This window comes from Lacinutrix himadriensis (assembly GCF_001418105.1).
In the GTDB taxonomy this organism is placed as follows: domain Bacteria; phylum Bacteroidota; class Bacteroidia; order Flavobacteriales; family Flavobacteriaceae; genus Oceanihabitans; species Oceanihabitans himadriense.
This window is the reverse complement of record NZ_LIQI01000022.1, coordinates 389,444-412,703: the sequence shown is the minus strand read 5'-3', so window position 1 is coordinate 412,703 and position 23,260 is coordinate 389,444. Positions and strand designations below refer to the sequence as shown.

The following is a 23,260-nucleotide window of genomic DNA, read 5'->3' as shown; positions in this document are numbered from 1 at the left end:
TATTTAATACGAATTTTAACTGACTAAAAACCAATATTATGCAAAAAATTACGCATTACAAATTCGCTTGTTTTACATGGCTAGCAATTTTGTTTTCATTGAACGTGTTAGCGCAAAAACCAGTAGAAAAACGATCTTTTGAGATACGTTTAGAAAAGGACGAAGCGATACAGACAGAAATTAAAAACAACCAAAGAGTTAATGTAGAAACAGGATTACCTGTTGCTCTTTATGGTTTAAATTACGAAGTTCCTCAAGGTTCGCCCGAAAGTATGGCGCTTTATTATTTAGAGCATGAATCTAAGACGCTTGGGTTTTCTAAAGAGGAAATTCAGAATCTAAAACACCATGCTACAAGAACTACAGATGTAGGATCTGTTGTTCGTTTTAGACAACATGCAGATGGGTATCCAGTAAATAAAGCAGAGGTGACGATAACTATTTCACCAGAAAACAAAGTAGTTTATGTAATGAATAGTTATCAATCTATTAATTCTTTTAATAGTGCACCAAGTGTTTCTGAAGACTTAGCATATACGTTAGCATATAATTATTTAAATGTATCTAGTGATGTTTTATTTAAAGCCAATAGATTAATGGTTTATAATAATCCTAAGATGACACGTTTGGCAAATGAAGTAACCATTCTAACAAATAATCCTGCAGGAGAATGGCACGTGTTTGTAGATGCACAAACCGAAGAGATATTTAAAGTTATTGATTTAAATCAATACTATTCGGATGAAAAGCATAAACATAATGATGCGTGTTTGCATGCTTCGGCTAAAATTTCAGAAGATAGAAGAAGAGTAAGCGGAACGGGTATGATTTTTAATCCAGATCCATTAACTTCAAACATGGTTGCTTATGGTGGTGGTTATATAGATAATAATGATGCAGCTTCTGCAGAATTAAATGCAGCAAGAATGAGTGTAACTTTAAACGATATAACTTTAACAGGAAGTACGTATTCCCTTGTTGGTCCTAGAGCAGAAATTGTGGATTTCGATACACCTAATACAGGGCTTTTTACACAAAACTCATCGGTATTTAATTTTGATAGAGAACAAGACGGTTTTGAAGCAGTAAACATATATTATCATATAGATTATATGATGAATTATATAAATAACACCTTAGGTTGTGATGTTATGCCTTATCAATATGCGGGAGGTGTGCAATTTGATCCACATGGATGGAGCGGACAAGATCAATCTTCTTATAATAGTGGAAGTGGACAATTAAGATTTGGTGAAGGTTGTGTAGATGATGGTGAAGATTCGGATGTTATTCATCATGAATTAGGCCATGGATTACATGATTGGGTTACTTCAGGAGGAAACAGTGGCGCTGAAGGACTTGGTGAAGGTACAGGAGATTATGTTGCACAGTCTTATAACCGTGCTATTAATAATGCCAATGGATATTGGACCGCTGCAGATCCACAATATAATTATGTGTTTAATTGGGATGGTCATAACGAATGTTGGAATGGTAGAGTCACCAACTATAGTGCTACTTACCCTGGAGGTTTAACGGGTTCTATTCATACAGATGGACAAATTTGGGCGACTTGCCTAATGGGTATTTGGGATCAAATTGGTGGTCAACAAATGGATAAAATATTTTGGGAAGGTTTAGGAATGACCGCAGGAACTACAGGACAAAATGATGCAGCTGTAGCTGTATATCAAGCAGCAGTAAATTTAAATTATAGTCCAGCAGATATAAGTACAATTCATACATCATTAACAGGTTGTGGTTATACATTGCCAGCTTTACCTGGTCCGCCAGTTGCATCTTTTGACGCTAGTACATCGTCGGTTTGTTTACAAGGAGATACGTCCATAACATTTATGGATACTTCTGCTCCAAGTGCAACCTCTTGGTCTTGGACTTTTGAAGGAGGTACACCTGCTACATCTACAGATCAAAATCCAACAGTTACTTATGCAGCAGCTGGAACGTTTGATGTTACGTTGGTTGCTACCAATTCGTTTAACACAGATACCATTACAATAACCGATTATGTTTCTGTTTTAACTGGTGCTGCTTGTCCAGCGTGTACAGATTTAGGTTCAGGAGCTTTAGGTTTAGTAATTCCAGATGGTGTTGGGGCAAATACAGCAGGAGCTGCTTTAACAACTACCATGACGATACCTGCTACGGAGAATAGAAATATTAATTCTGTGATCTTGAATGTAGATATTACGCATTCTTTTATTGGAGATTTGGTAATAGAGCTGAAACATCCAAATGGTACTACTGCTGTTGTGGTTTGGGATAGAGATTGTGCCAGTGAAAATGAAATGAATGTTACTTTTGAAGATGGGCAACCTGCTATAGTGTGTGCAGATCCTGCAGTTGGAACCTATAATCCAGTAAATCCTTTATCTGCTTTTAATGGTTTAGAAAGTGAAGGGGAGTGGACGCTCTCCATAACAGATTGGTGGAATGTAGATACAGGTACTTTAGAGAATTGGTCTTTAGAGGTATGCGGACAATCTTTATCTATTGCAGAAAATGCTTTTAATACGTTTTCACTATTCCCTAATCCGAATAGCGGAGCATTTACCATTAACTTAAACTCGTCTTCTAATAAAGACATTAATGTTGAGGTATTTGATATTAGAGGTCGTTCTGTATTTAATAATTCGTATGTAAATACTACAGATTTCAACCAAGAAATTAACTTAAGTAATGTGCAATCTGGAATGTACTTAGTAAAAGTTAGTGATGGAGAGAAAGAAACTATTAAAAAGATTCTTATTGAGTAATACTAAAATAGTGTTTAATAAAAAAGGAAGCCAATTGGCTTCCTTTTTTTATTTTCCGTTAAACGTATTCATGGTGTTATTTGTACCTGCAGTGCCAAAAGATCTAATAATCTCTGAAGCTTTATCTAATCTTTCTGTTAGTTTGCTCTCCTCTTCTGCAGTCCATTCTCCAAGAACATAATCCACTTGTCTTCCTTTGCTAAACGCATCACTAATACCAAATCTAAATCTATTGTATTTTGTAGTATTTAATTTGTCTTGTGTGTCTTTTAATCCGTTATGACCTCCATCACTTCCTTTGGTTTTAATTCTAATGCTTCCAAAAGGCAAGTTTAAATCATCTGTGATAACCAGTAAATTTTCTAAAGGAATTTTTTCCTTAGTTAGCCAATAAAGAATTGCTTTTCCGCTTAAATTCATATACGTACTTGGCTTGAGTAGAATAAAGGTTCTTCCTTTAAATTTATAAGTGGTTATATCTCCTAGTTTTTGAGTTTCAAAAATAAGATTTTCTTTTTCCGCAAAATGGTCTAATATTTTAAAGCCAATATTATGTCTGGTATGTGTGTATTTTTCACCAATATTTCCAAGACCAACGATAAGATATTTTTTCATGGGATCTATTTCTTCTGTTTTGTGTAAAGCTTTCTTTTTTTTGAAAAGCGATGTTAAGAATTTACACATGGAAGGTTTTTGTTTTTGTAAAAATAAAAAAAGCATCCTGAATAAACAGAATGCTTTTTATAATTGTGTAAATAAATAAATTTATTCTTGAGTACCTTCAGCTGCTGGAGCATCTCCTTCTGCACCTTCTTCTTCGTCTTCATCATCAACAACTGCTGTTCTTGAAGTTTTAATCTGACAAATTACTGTGTTTTCAGAATGTAATAAAGTGTATTTAGATTGATCTAAATCTGCTACAGATACTTTATCACCAATTTTTAAATTAGTAATATCTATTTCGATTAAATCAGGTAAGTTAGCTGGTAACGCTTTAACACGTAATTTACGGTTGTTTTTTCTTAAAACACCACCATTTTTAACACCTTTAGAGTTTCCAGTTAATTCTACAGGAATATTTAATGCAATTTCTTTATCATCAAATAATTGATAGAAATCTATGTGTAAGATTCTATCTGTTACAGGATGAAATTGAATGTCTTGAAGTACAGCATTAAATGTTGTTCCGTTAGCAAGCTCAATAACAACTGTATGCGCATTAGGAGTGTATACAAGTTTAGAGAAAGCTAATTCTGGTGCGTGAAAATGCACTGGTTTGTCTCCTCCGTATAATACGCAAGGAACCTGACCAGCATTTCGTAAGGCTTTTGTTGCTTTTTTGCCTACGATTTCTCTTTGAGATCCGTTGATTGTAATTGATTTCATTGTTTTGTTTTTATTTTAATTATTAATTACATTAAAAATTTTGAGCTAATAGATTTGTTATGATGTACGTTTTGCATCACTTCAGCAAATAAATCAGCACTACTTAATACTTTGATTTTTGAACATTCTTTTTGAAGAGGAATAGAGTCTGTTACTATTAACTCTTCCAATTTAGAATCTTCAATTCTTTCGTATGCGCTACCAGATAAAATAGGATGTGTACAAATAGCTCTAACACTTAAAGCACCTCTTTCCATCATTAAATCTGCAGCCTTAGTTAATGTTCCGGCAGTATCTACCATATCATCTACTAATACTACGTTTTTACCAGTAACATCTCCAATAAGTTCCATGTGAGAAATTACATTTGCTTTTGCGCGTTGTTTGTAACATATTACAACATCACTAGCTAAAGCTTTAGAATATGCATAAGCTCTTTTAGAACCTCCCATATCTGGCGAAGCAATAGTTAAATTATCTAAATTTAATTCTTTTAGATACGGTAAAAATATAGTGGATGCAAACAAATGATCTACAGGCTTTTCAAAGAAACCCTGTATTTGATCTGCATGCAAATCCATAGTTATTATTCTAGTTGCTCCAGCTGTTTCTAGCATTTTAGCTACTAATTTTGCAGCAATAGGAACTCTAGGTTTGTCTTTTCTGTCTTGTCTTGCCCAACCAAAATAAGGTATTACTGCTGTAATATGTCTTGCAGATGCTCTTTTAGCGGCATCCAACATTAACAACATTTCCATTAAGTTTTCTGGACCAGGATTTGTAGAACCAATAATAAATACGCGGGTTCCACGGATAGATTCTTCATAAGATGGTTGAAATTCGCCATCGCTATAAGTAGATGTGATTACATTACCTAAATGTGTACCATAGGCGTCAGCAATATTTTTTGCTAAAACTTTACTTTGCATACAAGAAAATATCTTTGCTTCAGTAATGGTGTTTGACATGATTAATCTATTATTAATTAGGCTTTTATATAGCCTGTTTTTTAATGAGGTGCAAATTTAGAGTTTTTTTTCATTCTATACAGCATTTCTATGCGATTTTTAAAGGATATATAGAAAAATAAATTAGTTTTGCATTATACAATTGCTCAAGTGGCGGAATTGGTAGACGCGTCGGATTCAAAATCCGATTCTTCGGAGTGCGGGTTCGATTCCCGCCTTGAGTACAAACCTTAACAGAAATGTTAAGGTTTTTTATTTTAAATTGTATATTTACACGCAACCCAAATATCTATATCTATGCTAGAAGAATTCTGGTTTAACGTACAATATGGTATTAACCATGTGTTAGACATTAACGCTTATGATCACGTACTTTTTTTAATAGTTCTTGCTGTTCCTTATATCTTTAAAGACTGGAAACGCATTTTAATGTTAGTGTCTATTTTTACACTAGGGCATACATTGTCTTTAATATTAGCAGCCTATGGTGTGGTTTCTGTAAATGGTAAGTTGGTAGAGTTTCTAATTCCTATTACTATTTTAGTAATGGCTATTTTTAATGTATTTACAGCTGGTAAAACGGCTAAGAGCGATAAAGTTGGCGTTTTGTTTTTTTCTACACTGTTTTTTGGATTAGTACATGGTCTTGGTTTTGCAAGAGAATTTAAACTCATGGTAGGTAAATCGGATAACAAATTAGTAACCCTTTTAGAATTTGCATTAGGTATTGAGTTAGCGCAAATAATTATCGTTTTTGTGGTGCTGTTTTTAGGTTTTTTAATGCAAACTATTTTCAGATTCTCTAAACGGGATTGGGTTATGGTCGTTTCTGCTATTGTAATTGGTTTAGTAATACCAATGATTATAAATAGTAATATACTTTTCTAGGAGCCAAAGTTTGGTAAAACTTTAACTTACAAGTGTTGTAATTAAAATACGAAGCAAGTATCTTCGTTATACCTCTTGGTATGAAATCTTTATAACACAAAACTATTTTAACTGCAAAATAAAATATGTCAGAAAAAAAGAAGCTTAAATATGATAAAGCGTATTTAAGAATAGCAACAGAATGGGGAAAACTATCTGCTTGCGAACGTAAACAAGTTGGTGCTTTAATAGTAAAAGACAGAATGATTATTTCTGATGGCTTTAATGGTACACCAACAGGTTTTGAAAACTATTGCGAAGATGACGAAGGGTATACCAAATGGTATGTATTACACGCCGAAGCTAATGCTATTTTAAAAGTAGCGTCTTCTACACAATCTTGTAAAGGGGCAACCTTATATATTACATTGTCACCTTGTAAAGAATGTAGTAAGTTAATACACCAAGCAGGAATTGTAAGAGTAGTTTATAACCAAACATATAAAGACGATTCTGGTCTGCGTTTTTTAGAAAAAGCAGGAATAGAGTTAGAATTAATTGAAGCATTAAAAGCATAATGAATATCAAAAAAAAATACTTACCACTAATTCTTGGGGTTGCAATTGCAGCTGGTATTTTTATTGGCGGAAAATTAAATTTCACAGATTCTTCAGATAGGTTATTTACTGCTAACAGTAAAAAAGATAAGCTTAACCGTCTTATAGACTACATAGATTATGAGTATGTAGACGATGTAAATACAGATAGTATTGTAGATGTAACCGTAAACGGAATTCTAGAAAATCTAGATCCGCACTCGGTATATATTCCAAAAGAAGATATGCAACGCGTTAGCGAAAACATGAAAGGTGATTTTGTTGGTATTGGTGTTAGTTTTTATCCTTATAAAGATTCTATTGCGGTAATAAGAGCTGTAAAAGGAGGTCCGAGTGAGAAAATTGGTATTCAAGGCGGTGATAGAATTCTTTTTGCCAATGATGATACGCTATTCGGAAATAACTTTTCTAATAAGGAAATTGTTGTTAAGCTGAAAGGGAAAATAGATACAGAAGTAAATTTAAAAGTCTACAGAAAAGGGGAAGAGGAATTACTTGATTTTAAAGTTACCAGAGATCACGTGCCAATTACTAGTGTGGATGCATCCTATATGCTAACGAATACTTTAGGTTATGTGAAAATAAATCGTTTTGCAGAATCTACTTTTAAAGAATTTAAAACAGAATTAAATAAGCTTGAAAAACTTGGTGCAACACAAATAGCTTTAGATTTAAGAAGTAATCCTGGTGGTTTTTTAAATATTGCCGAACAGATTGTGGATGAGTTTTTAGAAGATGATAAACTGATTCTATTTACCAAAAACAAAAGAGGAACCATAGAAAAAAGCTTTGCAACCAAAAAAGGAGACTTCGAAAAAGCAGATGTTTTTGTGCTTATAGATGAAAATTCTGCGTCCGCAAGTGAGATCGTTGCAGGAGCTTTACAAGATAATGATAAAGGAACCATTGTTGGTAGACGTTCGTATGGAAAAGGTTTGGTACAACGCGAAATGCAACTTGGTGATGGTAGCGCAGTACGATTAACTGTTTCTCGTTATTATACGCCAACAGGAAGGTCGATACAGCGTTCTTATAAAAACGGAAACAAAGATTATTATGATGAGTATTTTTCACGTTTAGATAGTGGCGAATTACTAGACTCTGATAAAATAGAAGTTGCCGACTCTCTAAAATTCACAACTCCAAAAGGTAAAGTAGTTTATGGTGGTGGCGGAATTATTCCAGATGTATTTGTGCCTTTAGATTTAAGTATGCAAAATGAAACCTTTAACTATCTGCAACAAACTGGGTTTTTAAATTATTTTGTTTTCGAGCAATTAGATAAGCAAAGAGAAGCTTATGATAATTTAACACGAGAAGATTTTGTGAAGGATTTTATAATCACAGACAATGTTGTACAGGATTTTCAGGAGTATTTAAGAGAGCGTTTAAAGAGAAATCTTACTTTTTTAACCTTTAAAGAGGAAATTAAACTGCTTATTAAAGCGGCTTTAGGAGAACAATTGTTTGGTGAAGGTACCTATCAAGAAGTGATTAATCAGCAAGATATTATGATTGAAGAGGTGGTTAAGTTAAGTGAAGAACATTAACTAGGTCTTTTCATTCGGCCGATAGCACGGATTCCGATAGCGCGGATTTGCAATCCGTGAATCCTATAGTTTGTAAACCGATAGCGCGGATTTGTAATCCGTGAACCCTATAGTTGTAATCCGTGAATCCTATAATGTAGATTTGCAATCCCTATCCATAAGAGTACGTTAATATAGAGCATCGTTTTTGACGCTCTTTTTATATTTATAAAAAAGCTTAAATGATATAAAAACAATTAGGTCTACAAAATATAAAGGAACAATGGCAGAATATTTTTAAAAAGCCTGTATATATTTACAACGAGAATTCGATTAGATCCCGATAACGCGGATTTGCAATCCGTGAATCCTATAGTCCGATAACGCGGATTTGCAATCCGTGAATCCTATAGTCTACTAAACATAAAGGAACAATGGCAGAATATTTTTAAAAAGCCTGTAGATATTTACAACGAGAATTCGATTAGATTCATAACAGTCACGGATTACAAATCTGTGCTATCCGTTAGTTTAGAATACGTTTTAGTTTACGTTCACGGATTACAAATCCGCGCTAACCGGTTTAAGTTAAGTGAAGCTTACTTATTATACTTTGTCATGCACTTTGTCATGCGCTTTGGTATGCACGCCGTTATTCCATAGCGTTAAAATATCAGTAGCTACTTGCGCACCACTTCCAGAAGCTATTGCAAATTGACTACGCCAACCAGCTAGAGTACCTGCAACATATAAGCCTTCTTCAATTTTGTGATCTATATTTTTCAACCAAATTCTGTCTTTTTCTTTTACAGCTCTAGGATGTGGTTCTATATAATTTTCTAAACCTTTTATGCCTAGCAAATTGGTGTAACCCACAGCAATTACAACACACTTAGTTTGGTAGGTTTCTTTGTTTGTAAGTATGGTATAGCCAGCTTCTGTTTTAGTGATCTCAGAAACCTTTTCGTTTTCTACTTGTACAACATGTGGGTATTGTGTGGTAAGTTGCTCTTTACCTTCTTCTAAAATAGTTGCTCCAGTAGTTCCAGGTGTTAAACCCAATACATTATTAAATAAGGCATTTTGTAAATGTGAGGATTTTTGGTGCATGATAATACCAATACGCTTGTTTTTAGCAAAGGCCTTGTTTTGTGCAGATCCTAAAACCAAAGCACAAGACATTCCTGCTGCTCCACCACCAATAATTAGAGCATCAAACATTATTTGCTGTTTTTAACTTGTTTGTTTACTTTTTTAGAAAGCCTTAAAACTTGCAATAAAGCAATACCACATAGAGAAGTGAAAATAGTAATTAGTGCAACGACGCTTTGTCCTTCAAAAAGATTATTAAAATCTATTTGTGTGACATTAAAAATTATCAAAATAGCAGCTATAACGGTAAATACGATGGTGAATATTTTCATGTGTTTTTATTGGTTTTAACCTTTAATTTTGGCTGTTCTAATTATATGAACAGCGCTTTAATATTATGAGCAAATAACTTTACTGCAATAGCTAAAAGAATTACACCAAAAACTTTTCGGATAATACTAATTCCGTTTTGGCCAATAAGCTTTTCTATTTTAGCAGATGTCTTTAAAACAATAAAGATAATTAAAACGTTAAGCAAAACAGCGATTATAATATTTTCTATTCTAAATTCGGCACGTAAAGAAAGTAAGGTAGTTAAGCTTCCTGGTCCTGCAATTAATGGGAATGCTAGCGGGAATACCGAAGCGGTTATTGCGCTGCTGCCTTCATCATCTTTATATAAGGTGATACCTAATATCATTTCTAATGCAATAAAAAACAAAATAAAAGAACCTGCAACGGCAAAACTATTTACATCAATACCAATTAGAGAAAGTAAACTTTGTCCTAAAAACAAAAAAACAATCATAATAATACCAGCAATAATGGATGCTTTTTCACTTTGTATATGACCTACTTTTTTTCGTAAGTCGATAATAATAGGAATATTTCCTATAATATCGATTACCGCAAAGAGTATCATAAAAGCGGTAAGTATTTCTTTAAAATTAAGTTGCATGATTTTTAACTTTTAATTTTCGGTGCAAATGTCGTTATAATAAAAGGATTCCTAACATTAAATAATTGTAAATTTTATGTGCAAAAATTGTTAGCTTTTTTATTTCAATATCTAGTATATTTGCAATATGTTTCAACTAGGAAAAACAATAGTTTCAGAAGATATTATTCAAAAAGATTTTGTGTGTAACTTATCTGCATGCAAAGGTGCTTGTTGTATAGATGGAGATGCTGGAGCTCCTTTAGATAAAGAGGAAGTTAAAAAATTAGAGGATATTTATCCAAAAGTAAAACCTTATTTACGTAAAGAAGGTATTGCTGCAATTGAAGAACAAGGCACTTCTATTGTTACCGATTTTGGTGATTTAGAAACACCATTAATTAATGGTGCAGATTGTGCATATGTGATTTTTGATGATAAAAAAACAGCGCTTTGTGCTATTGAAGAAGCGTATAATCAAGGAGATATAGATTGGAAAAAGCCAGTTTCGTGTCATTTATATCCTATTCGCGTTAAAGAATATTCGGAGTTTTCTGCTGTAAATTATGATAAATGGGAAATTTGTGATGATGCTTGTACGCTTGGTGCAGCCCTTCAGGTTCCTGTTTATAAATTTGTTAAGCAAGCTTTAGTAAGAAAGTTTGGTGAAGATTGGTATACTGAACTAGAAAAGGTTGCAGATAAAATGAATAGGTAATTAAGCAGTTCTTAATTTTATCTCTTCCGTAGGAATTTCAATAACTACTTTGGTTCCGCTTGCTAGATTATTAGCATCATATAAATCGATGATTTCTAATTTATAATCGTTTGTAAATTGTTTAGAAAAATTATCTAATCGCTCTTTTGTAATAGAAATACCTACAGATTTTCGTTTTAGTGTTTTTTGCTTATTGATTTTTTCGGAAGCCACTCTACCAATACCATTATCTGTTATGTAAATGGAAACCGAATTGTGTTTTGGTTTTTCAATATGTACATGAATTTCTTTGTTTTTTGTTTTTGAAGACAAACCATGCCATAAAGCGTTTTCTAAAAAAGGTTGTAAAATAAGGGATGGCACTTTTATGTTTTCGGCATTTACATTTTTATCAATTTCTATTTTATACTTAATTTCGTTGTCAAAACGAATATTTTCAATATTCATGTAAAGCGTCATGGTTTCTACTTCTTCGGCTAAAGAGATTTCTTTTTCTGTAGATGCGACTAAAATTTTTCGAATAAGTTTTGAGAACTTGTTTAGGTAGTAAACTGCATTTTCCTTTTCGTTATTAATAATGTACAGCTTAATAGAATTTAGGGTATTGAATATAAAATGCGGATTCATTTGATTACGCAACATGTCTTGCTCTAGCATGATAATTTGCTTTTCGCTTTTTAAACTTTTTTGTCGGTTTAAAACATATAGAATCCCTAAAGTTAATAGTGCGCCAAATACACTTAATAGTAGTATTCTTTTGTTTTGTGCTAAACGTAGTTTTACAATTTCATTTTCGCTAGCTAACTCTTTTATCTGATTACTTTTCTTTTCGCTTTCATATTTAATAACCAAGTCATTTACATATTGTAAATTTCTTTCGTTAGTTACGGTTTGGTCCAGAGCTACATGTGCTGTGAAGTATTCGTGAGATTTTTTGTAATCTCCTTGTAGCTCATATAATTGGGAAAGGTATTTGTACGCGTCAATTTTTGAAGTCACTAGATTTAAATCATTAGATTTTTGTAATCCTTTTTTTAAATTTATTTCTGATTCTTCAAATTTCTTTTGTTTTAATTGTAGCCATCCTAGATTTATATAAACGGGGATAATGTGGTATTGGTCAGTTAGTAGTAAAGCTTTTTGTAAAGCAATGTTGAGGGTGTTTTGTGCTTCTTTATATTTCCCTTGTTTGATGTAGATTACAGCAATACTATTGTTGCAAATTACGCGACCAATATTAGAGTTTATTTGATTATTATAATCTAAAGAGGTTTTGTAATCATCAAGTGCGTCTTCTAGCAAACCCTTGCTTTCTTTAACATAACCAATGTTTTGGTAGTTAATAGCTAGTCCTAGTTTATTGTCTAGCGCTCTTTCAATTTCTAAAGAGTGGTTGAATTGTATAAAAGCTAAATCATATTGCTTTAGCGATAAATAAATGTTACCCATGCTATTTCTGGAAACGGCAATACTTCGTTTTAAATTTAGAGAGGGTTCTTTTACTGTTTCGGCAAGATCTAAAGCTTGTTTGTGGAAGTCTAAGGCATAGCGAATTAGGTCTAATCTCCTATTTACTACACCAAGCATGTTTAGGCTTATTACTTGTAGTTCTAAATTGTTGGCCTTTAATGCTAGCTCTTGTGCTTGTTTGTGAAAGGCTAAAGCTTCGGTGTATTTTGATGAGTTTCTATAATAAATACCCAGCATGTTTAAAGCATAACTTTCTCCTTCTAGGTATTTTGCTTCTTTACTTTTTGTAGACAAGTACTGCATTTTTAAGGTGTCATTACTAACGGTATTAAAAAGCGAATACAGGTCTTGGTAGCTATTAGGTTTCTTGGTTATAATGCTTTCTACTTGTGCTTTAAAATCAGGAGTTGCTGGCTCTTGTGCGTGCAGGTTGTTTCCTAACAACAAAATTGTAATTAGTATAAAACATTGTAATGGTATGTTTTTTAGTCTTTGCATCTTTTAAAGTCTGTCTAGAAAATCTAATTTACGCTGTCTAGCAACAGGGATTTTATGGTTAGATTGCATAACAACATAGCCTTCGGTTTAATAAACTCTTTTACTTTGTTTAAGTTTATAATATACGAGTTGTGTATTCTAAAAAACATTTTGTCTGGCAATAAGGCATCGACCTCTTTTAGTTTTTTGGTTACTACTAGTTTTTGGTTGTCTTTTAAAATAAGTGTGCTATAGTTGCCATCAGACTCGATAAAAATAATGTCGTCTACATTTAAAAAAATGAGCTTTCCGTCGGTGTTTATCGTGATTTTTTGCCTGCTGTTTTCTTCATTAAATTTATAAAATAATTCTTCTAGCTTATCGTAATTAATATTTTTAGTAGTTAGGTTTTTTAGCTTATTAATGGTGCTGCTTAAGTCGTCGGAATCTATTGGTTTTAATAAATAATCTATAGCCTCATGTTTTATGGCTTTAATAGCGTACTCATCATAAGCAGTTGTAATAACAACAGCAAAATCTTTATTGGTTAGTTTTTCTAGAAACTGAAAACCATCCATTGTTGGCATTTGTATGTCTAAAAATAGACAGTCTGGAGTATTTGAGGTTTTGTTTAAAAATGAAATGGCCATTTCTGGGCTAGAAAAAGTTTCAATAACTTCTATGTCTTTACTGAAATGATTAAGCTCCCAAGTTAGACTTTGGATTGCTTTTGGTTCATCATCTACAATTACTGCTTTTATCATAATATCAAATATAATAATATAAAATGAGGCGGTAACTTTATTATGTGTAGCTGGTTGCTTTTTTTGTATACTAAGCGCTGTTTCCTGTTTTATTAGATGGTATTGCTGTTTTATATACCAACTATACAAAATTTCTTACCAACTATACATTTGTGTATGTGAGTTTTGTATAAAATCGAGATATTAGCATTGCTATTAATTGTAAAAAACAATCAGTATTAATTTGCTATTAATCGACATACATGATTTTGAAAAACTAAAATCATGTATTTATATTGATTGATTTTTTTAGTTATTTCAGTTAGTTATTTTAGGGAGAAAAACGAGTGCTATAGGCGCTCGTTTTTTTTGTTTTGTAAAATTATGAAACCCCTTGTTTTACTGATGTTAACAAAACTTTAATATTTTAAACATCTAATAATCAGTAAGTTAGTTTAAATGGGTCAAATCCGTTGAAAAACTAGGTAAATACTCAGTTGTTAAAAACTTGTTGACAACGTTTACAAAATACCCTTTCTTTTTTAACTACAATTGTCAATCTTTGTTCAAGCCAAAAAACGAAATAGATTTTCTATATTTTTTATTAAAAAAAGCGATAGGAAATCCATTTTTTTTGAAGAAAGCTTCCTTTTTGATACCTATAAAAGGAAAATTATAACACGTTTTTACAGATTTATTATTAAGTTTTTGAATGATAGAAGTCATTCCAAATAACAAACTAGCTATTTAATTAAAAGATTATGGAGATTACGCAGATTATTAAAAGAGATTATGAAACAAGCCCTTTTGTTTTAAATAAGATTTCTAATGCCATTGAGAAAGCAATGCTTTCCGTAGGAAATGGTTCTAAAGAAGATGCGAATGCCATTTCTGTAAGCGTTTTAAAAACGTTGTTAGATAGAAAAGAAAAAGACTTTAAATATATTCCAACGGTAGAGCAAGTACAAGATCTTGTAGAAGAAAAATTAATGGGAAGCCAATTTCCTGATGTTGCTAAAGCATATATCTTATATAGAGACGAGCAAACAAGAAGTAGAAAAACAAATATTTTTGAAAAACGTATCAACCTTAAGCCATACGAATATCCTGCGCTTAACGATTATGTAGATGCGATTAGACATTCTTATTGGATTCATTCAGAATTTAACTTTACAAGTGATATTCAGGATTTTAAAACAAGACTTACCGTTGTAGAGCAAAATGCGATTAAAAATACCATGCTTGCTATTTCTCAAATTGAAGTTGCAGTAAAGAATTTTTGGGGAGAGATTTATAATAAAATGCCAAAACCAGAAATTGGATCTGTAGGAGCAACCTTTGCAGAAAGTGAAGTGCGCCATCAAGATGCATATTCGCATTTATTAGAGATTTTAGGACTTAACAACGAGTTTAAAAACATAAAGAAAAAGCCAGTAATTATGCGTCGTGTGCATTATTTAGAAATGGCTTTAAAAAATTCTAAAAGTGAAGACAATAAAGAATATGCAGAGTCAATTTTATTATTCTCTCTATTTATAGAACACGTATCTCTATTCTCTCAGTTTTTAATAATCATGGCATTCAATAAGCATAAAAACATGCTTAAAGGAGTTTCTAATGTGGTAGAAGCAACTTCTAAAGAAGAACAAATCCATGGGGATTTCGGAATTGATATTATTAGAATTATAAAAGAAGAAAACCCAACGTGGTTTGATGAAGCACATGCGGCTTCCGTACAAGAATTATGTAGAGAAGCATTTGAAAGTGAAAGTAAAATTATAGACTGGATTTTTGAAGCAGGCGAATTAGATTTCTTACCAAAAGACGTTATTAACGAGTTTATTAAAAATCGTTTTAACAACTCTTTAGAAAGTATTGGAATTGAAAAAGTATTTGAAGTAAACGAAAAATTAGTAGCACAAACCGAATGGTTTGATGACGAAATTATAGGAACAAAACATGGAGATTTCTTCGTGAAAAGATCTATAAACTATAGCAAAAGAACAAAAAGTATAACTAGCGACGACCTATTTTAAGATGAGCAACCAAACAAAACAGAACACCGAGGCAAATTTAAGTCAAGAAGCAAAAGCTTCTAATTATGACGAATTAATTAACGCTAGAAAAGAAACTAGAGAAGAAATTAAAAAGGAAGCAGGTAATAAAGAACCTGAAATTAAATGGTTAACCGAAAACAGTCGCAAGTTTTTAGCTTCAGGGTATTTAACAGATGATACTACACCAGAAGAAAGAATTAGAGAAATCGCGGAAAGAGCAGAAGACATTTTAAAAATTGATGGCTTTGCAGATAAGTTCTATGGTTATATGGCAGAAGGTTATTACTCACTAGCTTCTCCTGTTTGGTCCAACTTTGGGAAAAGAAGAGGTTTGCCAATTAGCTGTTTTGGTTCACATATCTCAGATGATATGGGAGATATCCTATATACACAATCTGAAGTAGGAATGATGTCTAAATTAGGAGGTGGTACTTCTGGTTACTTTGGTAAATTACGTCATAGAGGTGCTCCTGTTAAAAATAACGGAGAGTCTTCAGGAGCAGTACATATCATGCAACTTTTTGAAAAAATGGTAGATGTAGTAAGTCAAGGTTCTGTACGTAGAGGACGTTTTTCTCCATACTTACCTATTGATCATGCAGATATTAATGAATTTCTAGAAATTGGTACAGAAGGAAACCCAATTCAAGAGTTAACACATGGTGTAACTGTTGGTAATGAGTGGATGGAAGACATGATTGCTGGAGATCAAGAAAAAAGAGCTATTTGGGCAAAAGTATTACAACGTAGAGGAGAAATAGGATATCCTTATATCTTCTTTAAAGATAATGCAAACAGTACTGCACCAGATGTATATCAAGATAAAAATCATGAAATCTACGCAAGTAACTTGTGTTCAGAAATCATGTTACCAACAAACGATAGATGGTCATTTGTATGTGTACTTTCTTCTATAAACTTATTACATTATGATAAGTGGAAAGATACCGATGCAGTAGAAACAATGGTGTACTTTTTAGATGCCGTTTTAGAAGAGTTTATCACCAAGTTAGAAGTATATAGAGATTCCGATAACAGAGACGATAGACAGACGTTTATGTTCATGGAAAAAGCATATAACTTTGCTAAAGAAAACAGAGCTTTAGGATTAGGAGCTTTAGGATGGCATTCTTTATTACAATCTGAAAATGTAGCTTTTGATAGTACAGAAGCTTTCAATTTAAATAGTGAAATATTTAAAACCATTAATGATAAGTCTAATAAAGCATCACAAGAATTAGCAAAATTATTTGGTGAGCCAGAAGTTTTAAAAGGATACGGAAGACGTAATACTACATTAAATGCTGTAGCACCAACAACATCTTCAGCATTTATTTTAGGACAAGTATCTCAAGGTATTGAGCCAATTTGGTCTAATATATATGTAAAGGATATTGCTAAGATTAAAACCACGATTAAAAATCCGTTTTTACTAGCTCTTTTAGAAGAAAAAGGAATGAATACGAAAGAAATTTGGAATAGCATTCGTGATTATGATGGTTCTGTACAACATTTAGAAGGACTTACAGACCATGAAAAAGAGGTGTTTAAAACCTATTCTGAAATTGACCAAATGAGTATTATATACCAAGCGGCAAACAGACAAAACCATATCGATCAAGGACAGTCTTTAAATATCATGGTACATCCAGATATGCCAGTAAAAGACATCAATAAACTATATGTTACAGCATGGAAGTTAGGCGTTAAGTCGCTATACTACCAACACAGTATTAATGCTGCACAACAGTTTAAGCAAAAGAAAGAATGTGCTAGTTGCGAAGGGTAATTAGTAATATTTAATTAAGTGTTAAGGAAAAAACCATCTCGTCATCGAGGTGGTTTTTTGTTTGGTATAAAGAATATTAAATTAGAAGTATGTAAAAGCAATTGGAGGTGTTTATTTGTTATTAATGAATAGTAATCATTGCCTTCTTACCCTAAAGGAGTTGTTTAAAAACAAGAATTGTACATTAGATCATAAAAAAAACCATCTCAATCGAGATGGTTTTTTGTTATATAAGAAAAGAGAAAACTATGCTTTCTCTGCGTCGTCTTCGGTAATTACAGCAGGTTTAATACTGCTATCGTGTGCACCGTGATATTCTTCTAATAAATTCATAGTAGCGTTTAGTAAATCTTTCGTTTCTAATAACAATCCAAAATAAAGGGTTGTATTTTTCGGACTAGATTCTTCCGTACGGGTACGAGCAACTTGCGCTTGAATCTTTTGTTTTACTAAATCGTATACTTCGGTCTTTTCATTTAAGATCGCTCCAATTTTTTCAAAAGAACCAGAATCGAAAGCTTCCTTAATATCATTAAATAATACTTCTACTTTATCATCTACTTGCTTCAATTCTTTAATTTGATTGAATTTAAGTTTTTTATGATTGTTATTAATGTGTTTATGACTTACTCTAGAAATGTATTCTAAAGACTGTGTCATATCTTGTAAATAACCTAAAATGTTTATGTAGAAGTTACTCGCTCCAATACTAGATTCGTCTAAGTTTTTAATAAAATAGAAGATGTTATCTCTAAGTTCATCTACTTCATCGGATAGCTTAATAACTTGTTTTTTATTCTTTTTAAGTAAGGTTAAATCTTGTTTAGCAAGTCCTTTAACGGCATTGGTATAAATTCTGTTTCCACGTTTTACAACACTTGCAATATTACTTGCACTTTCGTGAATTACTCCTTGTACAGAACTACTTTCTGCTTTAGTTAAGGTGTCTTCTGCCTTTTCTTCTTTACTCTTTTTATTGTGTGCTATATAGTTTCTTAATAATAAACCAAAAGCAGCAACCAATAATAAAGGAAACATTACTTGTAGGTTTAAGTTTAGTAAGTAAGCAACTAAGGCAGCAGCAACAAAGGCACTAAAAGCGGTAAAGAACCAACCTCCAATTACATTTAATACACCAGCTACTCTATACACCGCGCTTTCTGCTCCCCAAGCTCTATCTGCTAAAGAGGTTCCCATGGCAACCATAAAAGTTACATAAGTTGTAGAAAGTGGTAATTTGTAAGATGTTGCTAAAGATATTAATACCGCAGCAACCATTAAGTTCACCGCAGCACGAACCATATCGAAAGCTGGTAACTCATGCACCTTGTCTTTAGATATTTTTATTACTGGAACTTCAAATTGTTTGTCAATTTTGGCTTGCCATGTTTCTGGTAATATATAAGATGACATTTGAGACATTCCTATTGCTACTCTTACAAAACCACGAGATAAAAAGTTAGGTTGAAAACGTTCTTTAGTTGCGCTTTGACTAGATAAATCTAAAGATGTTTTAACTACATTTCTTGCTTTGGTAGAAAACCAGATGGTTAATACCATAATTATTCCTGCTATAAAAAGAAGCAAGTTGTTGGTTGGTACTTTTTCTGCTAATACATCCATAGGAAAAGCATCTGCAGCTAAACCAGAAGCAGTCCATTCTGTAAATGCATTATAAGCAGCTATTGGTACACCAATAAAGTTAACTAAATCATTTCCTGCAAAAGCTAATGCCAATGCAAAAGTACCTACTATAATAATTAGTTTATAAATGTTTGTTTTGAATAAGGTAATAGCAGCAAAAGCTAATAAAGACCAAATTACAGAACTTATAAGGATAATATAAAGTACTTGATGTTCTAAATAGTCTTTCATCGTGTCACCACCTAAAAGATCGAACGGTTGGTTTGCGTAAGAAGTTCCTTTTAAACCTTTCATGAAGATAAAATAGGTAATTGCGGTAAGTGCTAATCCGCCAAATAAAGCACCAACCCAATTTGCTTTCTTCTCAAAATTATAAGATAATAATAATCTGGAAACCCATTGTACTAAAGCACCAATGGAGAATGCGACGACTACCGAGAGTACGATTCCGAATATAATTTGGGAAGCTTTAGAGGTGTTTATGTAATTTACTACATCATCAAAATTTCCACCATCATGACCAATTTTTATTAAAGCCATGGCAACAGCAGCTCCTAATAACTCAAATACAATAGATACTGTGGTTGAGGTTGGCATACCAATGGTATTAAAGAAATCTAATAGTAGAATATCGGTTATCATTACTGCCATGAAAATAATCATGATTTCATTAAACATAAATTCTCCAGGGTTGAAAATTCCTTTACGTGCAACTTCCATCATTCCGCTAGAAAAAACAGCTCCTACTGCAACTCCTAAACTAGCGACAATCATCACTGTTTTAAAAGTAATCGCTTTAGAACCAATAGCCGAATTTAAAAAGTTTACAGCGTCATTACTCACTCCAACCACTAAATCGGCAACAGCCAAAATAGCAAGAGCAATAATCATATATAAGTATATATTTTCCATAATTTAATTTAAAAATGTTTGCAAATATCTTTAGTCTTCTTGATTAATATGTTACCTAATTGTTATGTTTTAAAAATGAATGTCAAATTGTAATCGGTACATCAATTCGTTATTCCCTTGAGTTACTTCTAGGTGGCTAATATCGGACTGTATTTTTAATTTATGACCAACAATATATTTGGAAACACCAAGTGTATATTGACTTTGATTCGCGTTACCTGTTAATTTGTCCCAATCTATATTGGTGAACCTTCCAGAAATTTCCCAATCTTTTTTTAATAAATATCCTGCTTGTAGGTTGATAGCACTACCTATTTGAACAGCGTCTATGTCGCCTTCTTCATTAGTAAAGAACACATCGTCTGCATTTCTATCTGCATATTCTGCCATAAAAGAAATGCCTTGGTATTTAAACATAGCATCTATGTATAAGGTAGAGATATTGGTTTCGTGAAAAACACCTTCTTCGTTTACCATGTAATCTCCTTGGTTACTTCTCGTTTTTACGGCGTTGTTATTAAAATCATAACTAACACCTAAAGCTAACTTTGGAGTTGGTTCGCGTTTTAAATCACTTCCTTTATAATCTCCTTGACTTGCAAAGTCTCCAAAAGGTAAAAATTCTAAACGACCAGTATATTGATGGCCTCCAAGGTTACCAGAAGTGATGTTTCTTCCTTCTCCTTGCGAAATAGCAAGTGCTTCTTTAATAATAAAGGTGTCTGTAATGTTAAAGTGATGTCTTAATTGAATCCCTAAATCGCGATCAATATTAAATCTGCTATTTAATAAAGAACGATCAACTTGTTGCAGATTGGCCGAAGAAATGACACGCTCTCTGTTTCCTGGTAGTTTGGTTTGTCCAAACCAAAGCACGAAGTTTTCATGGAAGTTCCATTTTATAACAGCATCCAAAATATATCTTGGTGCATTACTGGTATACTCTGAAGCTCCAGAAATATCTCTATTGGATAAGCCTAGTTCTAGTTTGTATTTTAGTTTTGGGCTATATGCAAAGCCGTTAAACTTTAATCTAGCACGACGAACTAAAAAATTGGACTCGTTAGCTTCTCCATCTTCCCAGTTGGAGATAGCAAGAAATTGCATTCTAGCGCCAATTTTCATGGTGAATGTGCTATCCTTTCCTACTAGGTTGAATAATCCTTTCCCAAATTTGGGAGATTGGTTTTCTTGCCCACGTATGGAGGTAATTGCAAATAGTAGCATTGCAATTAATAAAGAGTTAAGCTTCATTAAGTTACTTATTAGTTTTTGTCGCTACAAAGAACCAACACTAATGTTAACTTAATGTTTCTAAATTATTAAATTTAACAAACAAAAAAAGGCTGCTTTGGCCAAAAGCAGCCTGTAGAATTCATGATAATATAGTCGACAAAAACTAATAGATTATATGAAATACTAAAATTTGTATTTTAAAATACAAGCAAATATCTAATACAAAAATGATTTTAATGTAATGTAAATATTAAGTAATTATTAATAAATATCATTATTTTAACAGCGCTCAATAAATTGATAAACAGATAGTTATTGGTTTAATGTTAATTTAATGTTACGTAAATGTTTCGTAATTATTAATAAATGTGTATATTGTGGTATTATTAATTAAAAACCCATAATAATGAAGAAGCAATTTATTTTGTTTTTCGCTTTAATGCTTTCAGTGATTTCTTTTGCACAGCAAGAGAGAACATTAAAACTTAACGAACAAACTAGCTTAATTGAAGTAACGTACTATCACGACAATGGTGTAGTGAGTCAAACAGGATTCTATACAACAGATGGTAAACTTCAAGGAGAGTGGTTACGTTTTGATACCAAAGGCGATAAAACAGTTTCGGCGAATTATGATAATGGGAAGAAAGTCGGCAAGTGGTTTTATTGGAATGATAAAACTTTAAAAGAAATAGATTATACAAACAATGCAATTGCAAATGTGAGTGAATGGACAAACAAAACGTCTATTGCTACTAGACAATAAATAGCATTAAGAAAAATAAAAAAGCATCCTAATTAGGATGCTTTTTTTGATTTAGGGACTATTCAAATAAATTACTTATTCCACGGTCCAAGATGCTCCCCATGTAGCATAATCTGTTCCTGTTCCGTTTCCGTTACCAGAAATAAATTCAGCTTCTGTAAAGATTTCAGCAGTATCATTTTTCATGTTTAAAGTGACATCGGTAAAAGTGACATTGGTAACACTTAAATCTCCACTAATAACTCCAGCTCCTGTTGGGCTATCTCCAGCATCTCCATCTAAATCAAAACCTTCTTCAAAACCTTGAATTAAAACATTGTTGAATATTCCTTGTGTACCTGCTCTTAAACGAATTGCTTCATTTCCAGTTGCAGAACCTAATCCTATAATTGTTAAGTTAGTAACTGTTGGCTTAGAGTAATAACCAGCAGCATTACTAAAGTCGGTGTTAAAACCATCTGCTTCAATACCTTTATCGTGATCTACTCCATGCTTCACGTATGCATTTGTAATGGTTCCTGTGTAACCTTCTGTCCAGTCAATAGAATCATCTTGTGCATTTACTACAGAAACATAACTAGCGTTTACTGTTCCTCCAAAGAATTCGATACCATCATCTTTACCTTCAAAAGCTTGAATGTATTCTACAGAAGTTCCGCTTCCAACTCCATAAAAAGAGAATCCGTTGTTTTCCGACTGTCCATCTGCAGCACCACCAGAATATTCTACACGAACATAACGTAAGCTTCCAGAATTATCTGTTGCATCTGTTCCTCCAAATGGTAAGCTAGCAATTTCTGAAGTAGAAGTAGATGTTCCAGTTACTGAGTTGATAGGCGCTTTTCCTAAAAGAATTAATCCTCCCCAATCTCCAGCACTTGGTGCAGCAGCATCTGATGTTAATACAATTGGGTTGCTTGCAGTTCCGTTTGCAATAATTTGTGCACCTTGAGAAATAGCAATGTAAACATTTGCTCCAGCTGCTAAAGCTTCTAATGTCATTCCAGCAGGAATAGTTAATGTTGTTCCTTCTGCCATGATTAAAGAACCGTTTACTTTATAACAGTTGTTTGCGTCTAAAGTTAAATCTTCGATATACGTTCCGGAAAGGAAAATACAATCATCACTCGGCGTTTCACCACCAGAATTGTTGTTTACCGTACTGTTGTCATTGATTACGATATCTGAAGTATCATCTGTTGTGCAAGAGAAAAGCACTGTTATAATTGCTAATCCTAAAATTAAAGTATTTTTCATTGTTTCAAGTTTAATTAA

The 23,260-nt window shown here is 32.7% G+C and carries 19 protein-coding genes and 1 tRNA gene; 9 read left to right on the top strand and 11 right to left on the bottom strand.

Features of this window, described 5'->3' with window-relative positions:
* Positions 1-38 precede the first annotated feature (38 nt).
* Entirely contained in the window at positions 39-2,777 is a 2,739-nt protein-coding gene (locus tag AMD28_RS09480; protein WP_055443889.1) for a T9SS type A sorting domain-containing protein, read from the top strand.
* A 48-nt stretch (positions 2,778-2,825) separates the two neighbouring features.
* Here AMD28_RS09480 and pth read toward each other — a convergent pair whose 3' ends face one another.
* The 3 genes from pth to AMD28_RS09465 all read right to left on the bottom strand — a co-directional run bounded on the left by pth (position 2,826) and on the right by AMD28_RS09465 (position 5,131).
* The gene (pth, locus tag AMD28_RS09475; protein ID WP_055444351.1) at positions 2,826-3,461 is read right to left on the bottom strand and encodes an aminoacyl-tRNA hydrolase; all 636 of its coding nucleotides are present in this window, start codon (positions 3,459-3,461) and stop codon (positions 2,826-2,828) included.
* 81 nt (positions 3,462-3,542) lie between these two features.
* A complete protein-coding gene (locus tag AMD28_RS09470) occupies positions 3,543-4,163 on the bottom strand; it encodes a 50S ribosomal protein L25/general stress protein Ctc (RefSeq protein WP_055443888.1) in 621 nt (206 codons plus the stop codon).
* Positions 4,164-4,189: 26 nt separating this feature from the next.
* Complete coding sequence (locus AMD28_RS09465) at positions 4,190-5,131, bottom strand: ribose-phosphate pyrophosphokinase (protein ID WP_055443887.1); 942 nt, start codon at positions 5,129-5,131, stop codon at positions 4,190-4,192.
* A 144-nt stretch (positions 5,132-5,275) separates the two neighbouring features.
* Between AMD28_RS09465 and AMD28_RS09460 the strand changes: the two genes are divergently transcribed.
* The 4 genes from AMD28_RS09460 to AMD28_RS09445 all read left to right on the top strand — a co-directional run bounded on the left by AMD28_RS09460 (position 5,276) and on the right by AMD28_RS09445 (position 8,165).
* Positions 5,276-5,355: transfer RNA gene (locus tag AMD28_RS09460), tRNA-Leu, on the top strand.
* A 73-nt stretch (positions 5,356-5,428) separates the two neighbouring features.
* A complete protein-coding gene (locus AMD28_RS09455) occupies positions 5,429-6,019 on the top strand; it encodes a HupE/UreJ family protein (protein ID WP_055443886.1) in 591 nt (196 codons plus the stop codon).
* 125 nt (positions 6,020-6,144) lie between these two features.
* Positions 6,145-6,576 (top strand): deoxycytidylate deaminase, encoded by a 432-nt coding sequence (locus AMD28_RS09450; protein ID WP_055443885.1) that lies wholly within the window; start codon positions 6,145-6,147, stop codon positions 6,574-6,576.
* Positions 6,576-8,165 (top strand): S41 family peptidase, encoded by a 1,590-nt coding sequence (locus tag AMD28_RS09445; RefSeq protein ID WP_055443884.1) that lies wholly within the window; start codon positions 6,576-6,578, stop codon positions 8,163-8,165. The genes AMD28_RS09450 and AMD28_RS09445 overlap by 1 nt, the downstream gene beginning before the upstream one ends.
* Positions 8,166-8,750: 585 nt before the next feature.
* Here the strand turns inward: AMD28_RS09445 and AMD28_RS09440 are convergent.
* From AMD28_RS09440 to AMD28_RS09430, 3 genes are read right to left on the bottom strand one after another with little or no spacing between them, the layout of a single operon-like run.
* The gene (locus AMD28_RS09440) at positions 8,751-9,365 is read right to left on the bottom strand and encodes an FAD-dependent oxidoreductase (protein ID WP_055443883.1); all 615 of its coding nucleotides are present in this window, start codon (positions 9,363-9,365) and stop codon (positions 8,751-8,753) included.
* Complete coding sequence (locus AMD28_RS09435; protein ID WP_055443882.1) at positions 9,365-9,568, bottom strand: hypothetical protein; 204 nt, start codon at positions 9,566-9,568, stop codon at positions 9,365-9,367. The genes AMD28_RS09440 and AMD28_RS09435 overlap by 1 nt, the downstream gene beginning before the upstream one ends.
* Positions 9,569-9,609: 41 nt before the next feature.
* Positions 9,610-10,194 (bottom strand): MarC family protein, encoded by a 585-nt coding sequence (locus AMD28_RS09430; RefSeq protein WP_055443881.1) that lies wholly within the window; start codon positions 10,192-10,194, stop codon positions 9,610-9,612.
* 127 nt (positions 10,195-10,321) lie between these two features.
* Between AMD28_RS09430 and AMD28_RS09425 the strand changes: the two genes are divergently transcribed.
* Positions 10,322-10,891: a DUF3109 family protein gene (locus AMD28_RS09425; protein WP_055443880.1), complete on the top strand. Its 570-nt coding sequence runs from the start codon at positions 10,322-10,324 to the stop codon at positions 10,889-10,891.
* Here the strand turns inward: AMD28_RS09425 and AMD28_RS09420 are convergent, their stop codons facing one another.
* Both AMD28_RS09420 and AMD28_RS09415 read right to left on the bottom strand, forming a co-directional pair.
* On the bottom strand, positions 10,892-12,859 hold the full coding sequence (locus tag AMD28_RS09420) for a tetratricopeptide repeat-containing sensor histidine kinase (protein WP_055443879.1): 1,968 nt from the start codon (positions 12,857-12,859) through the stop codon (positions 10,892-10,894).
* A 23-nt stretch (positions 12,860-12,882) separates the two neighbouring features.
* Complete coding sequence (locus AMD28_RS09415; protein ID WP_420806048.1) at positions 12,883-13,602, bottom strand: LytR/AlgR family response regulator transcription factor; 720 nt, start codon at positions 13,600-13,602, stop codon at positions 12,883-12,885.
* Between the two features lie 740 nt (positions 13,603-14,342).
* Between AMD28_RS09415 and AMD28_RS09410 the strand changes: the two genes are divergently transcribed.
* Together AMD28_RS09410 and AMD28_RS09405 are read left to right on the top strand one after the other, a co-directional pair.
* Positions 14,343-15,617 (top strand): ribonucleotide-diphosphate reductase subunit beta, encoded by a 1,275-nt coding sequence (locus tag AMD28_RS09410; protein ID WP_055443878.1) that lies wholly within the window; start codon positions 14,343-14,345, stop codon positions 15,615-15,617.
* A gap of 1 nt (position 15,618) precedes the next feature.
* On the top strand, positions 15,619-17,427 hold the full coding sequence (locus AMD28_RS09405) for a ribonucleoside-diphosphate reductase subunit alpha (RefSeq protein ID WP_055443877.1): 1,809 nt from the start codon (positions 15,619-15,621) through the stop codon (positions 17,425-17,427).
* Between the two features lie 246 nt (positions 17,428-17,673).
* Here AMD28_RS09405 and AMD28_RS09400 read toward each other — a convergent pair whose 3' ends face one another.
* Complete coding sequence (locus AMD28_RS09400) at positions 17,674-19,983, bottom strand: inorganic phosphate transporter (RefSeq protein ID WP_055443876.1); 2,310 nt, start codon at positions 19,981-19,983, stop codon at positions 17,674-17,676.
* A 69-nt stretch (positions 19,984-20,052) separates the two neighbouring features.
* Positions 20,053-21,237, bottom strand: a complete 1,185-nt coding sequence (locus AMD28_RS09395; RefSeq protein WP_055443875.1) for a porin — start codon at positions 21,235-21,237, stop codon at positions 20,053-20,055.
* Between the two features lie 388 nt (positions 21,238-21,625).
* Between AMD28_RS09395 and AMD28_RS09390 the strand changes: the two genes are divergently transcribed.
* Positions 21,626-21,985, top strand: a complete 360-nt coding sequence (locus tag AMD28_RS09390; protein ID WP_055443874.1) for a toxin-antitoxin system YwqK family antitoxin — start codon at positions 21,626-21,628, stop codon at positions 21,983-21,985.
* Positions 21,986-22,060: 75 nt separating this feature from the next.
* On the opposite strand, the gene AMD28_RS09385 is transcribed toward AMD28_RS09390, so the two are convergent.
* Positions 22,061-23,242 carry a hypothetical protein gene (locus AMD28_RS09385; RefSeq protein WP_055443873.1) on the bottom strand — a complete coding sequence of 394 codons (1,182 nt, stop codon included), beginning with the start codon at positions 23,240-23,242 and terminating at the stop codon, positions 22,061-22,063.
* Positions 23,243-23,260: the final 18 nt, after the last annotated feature.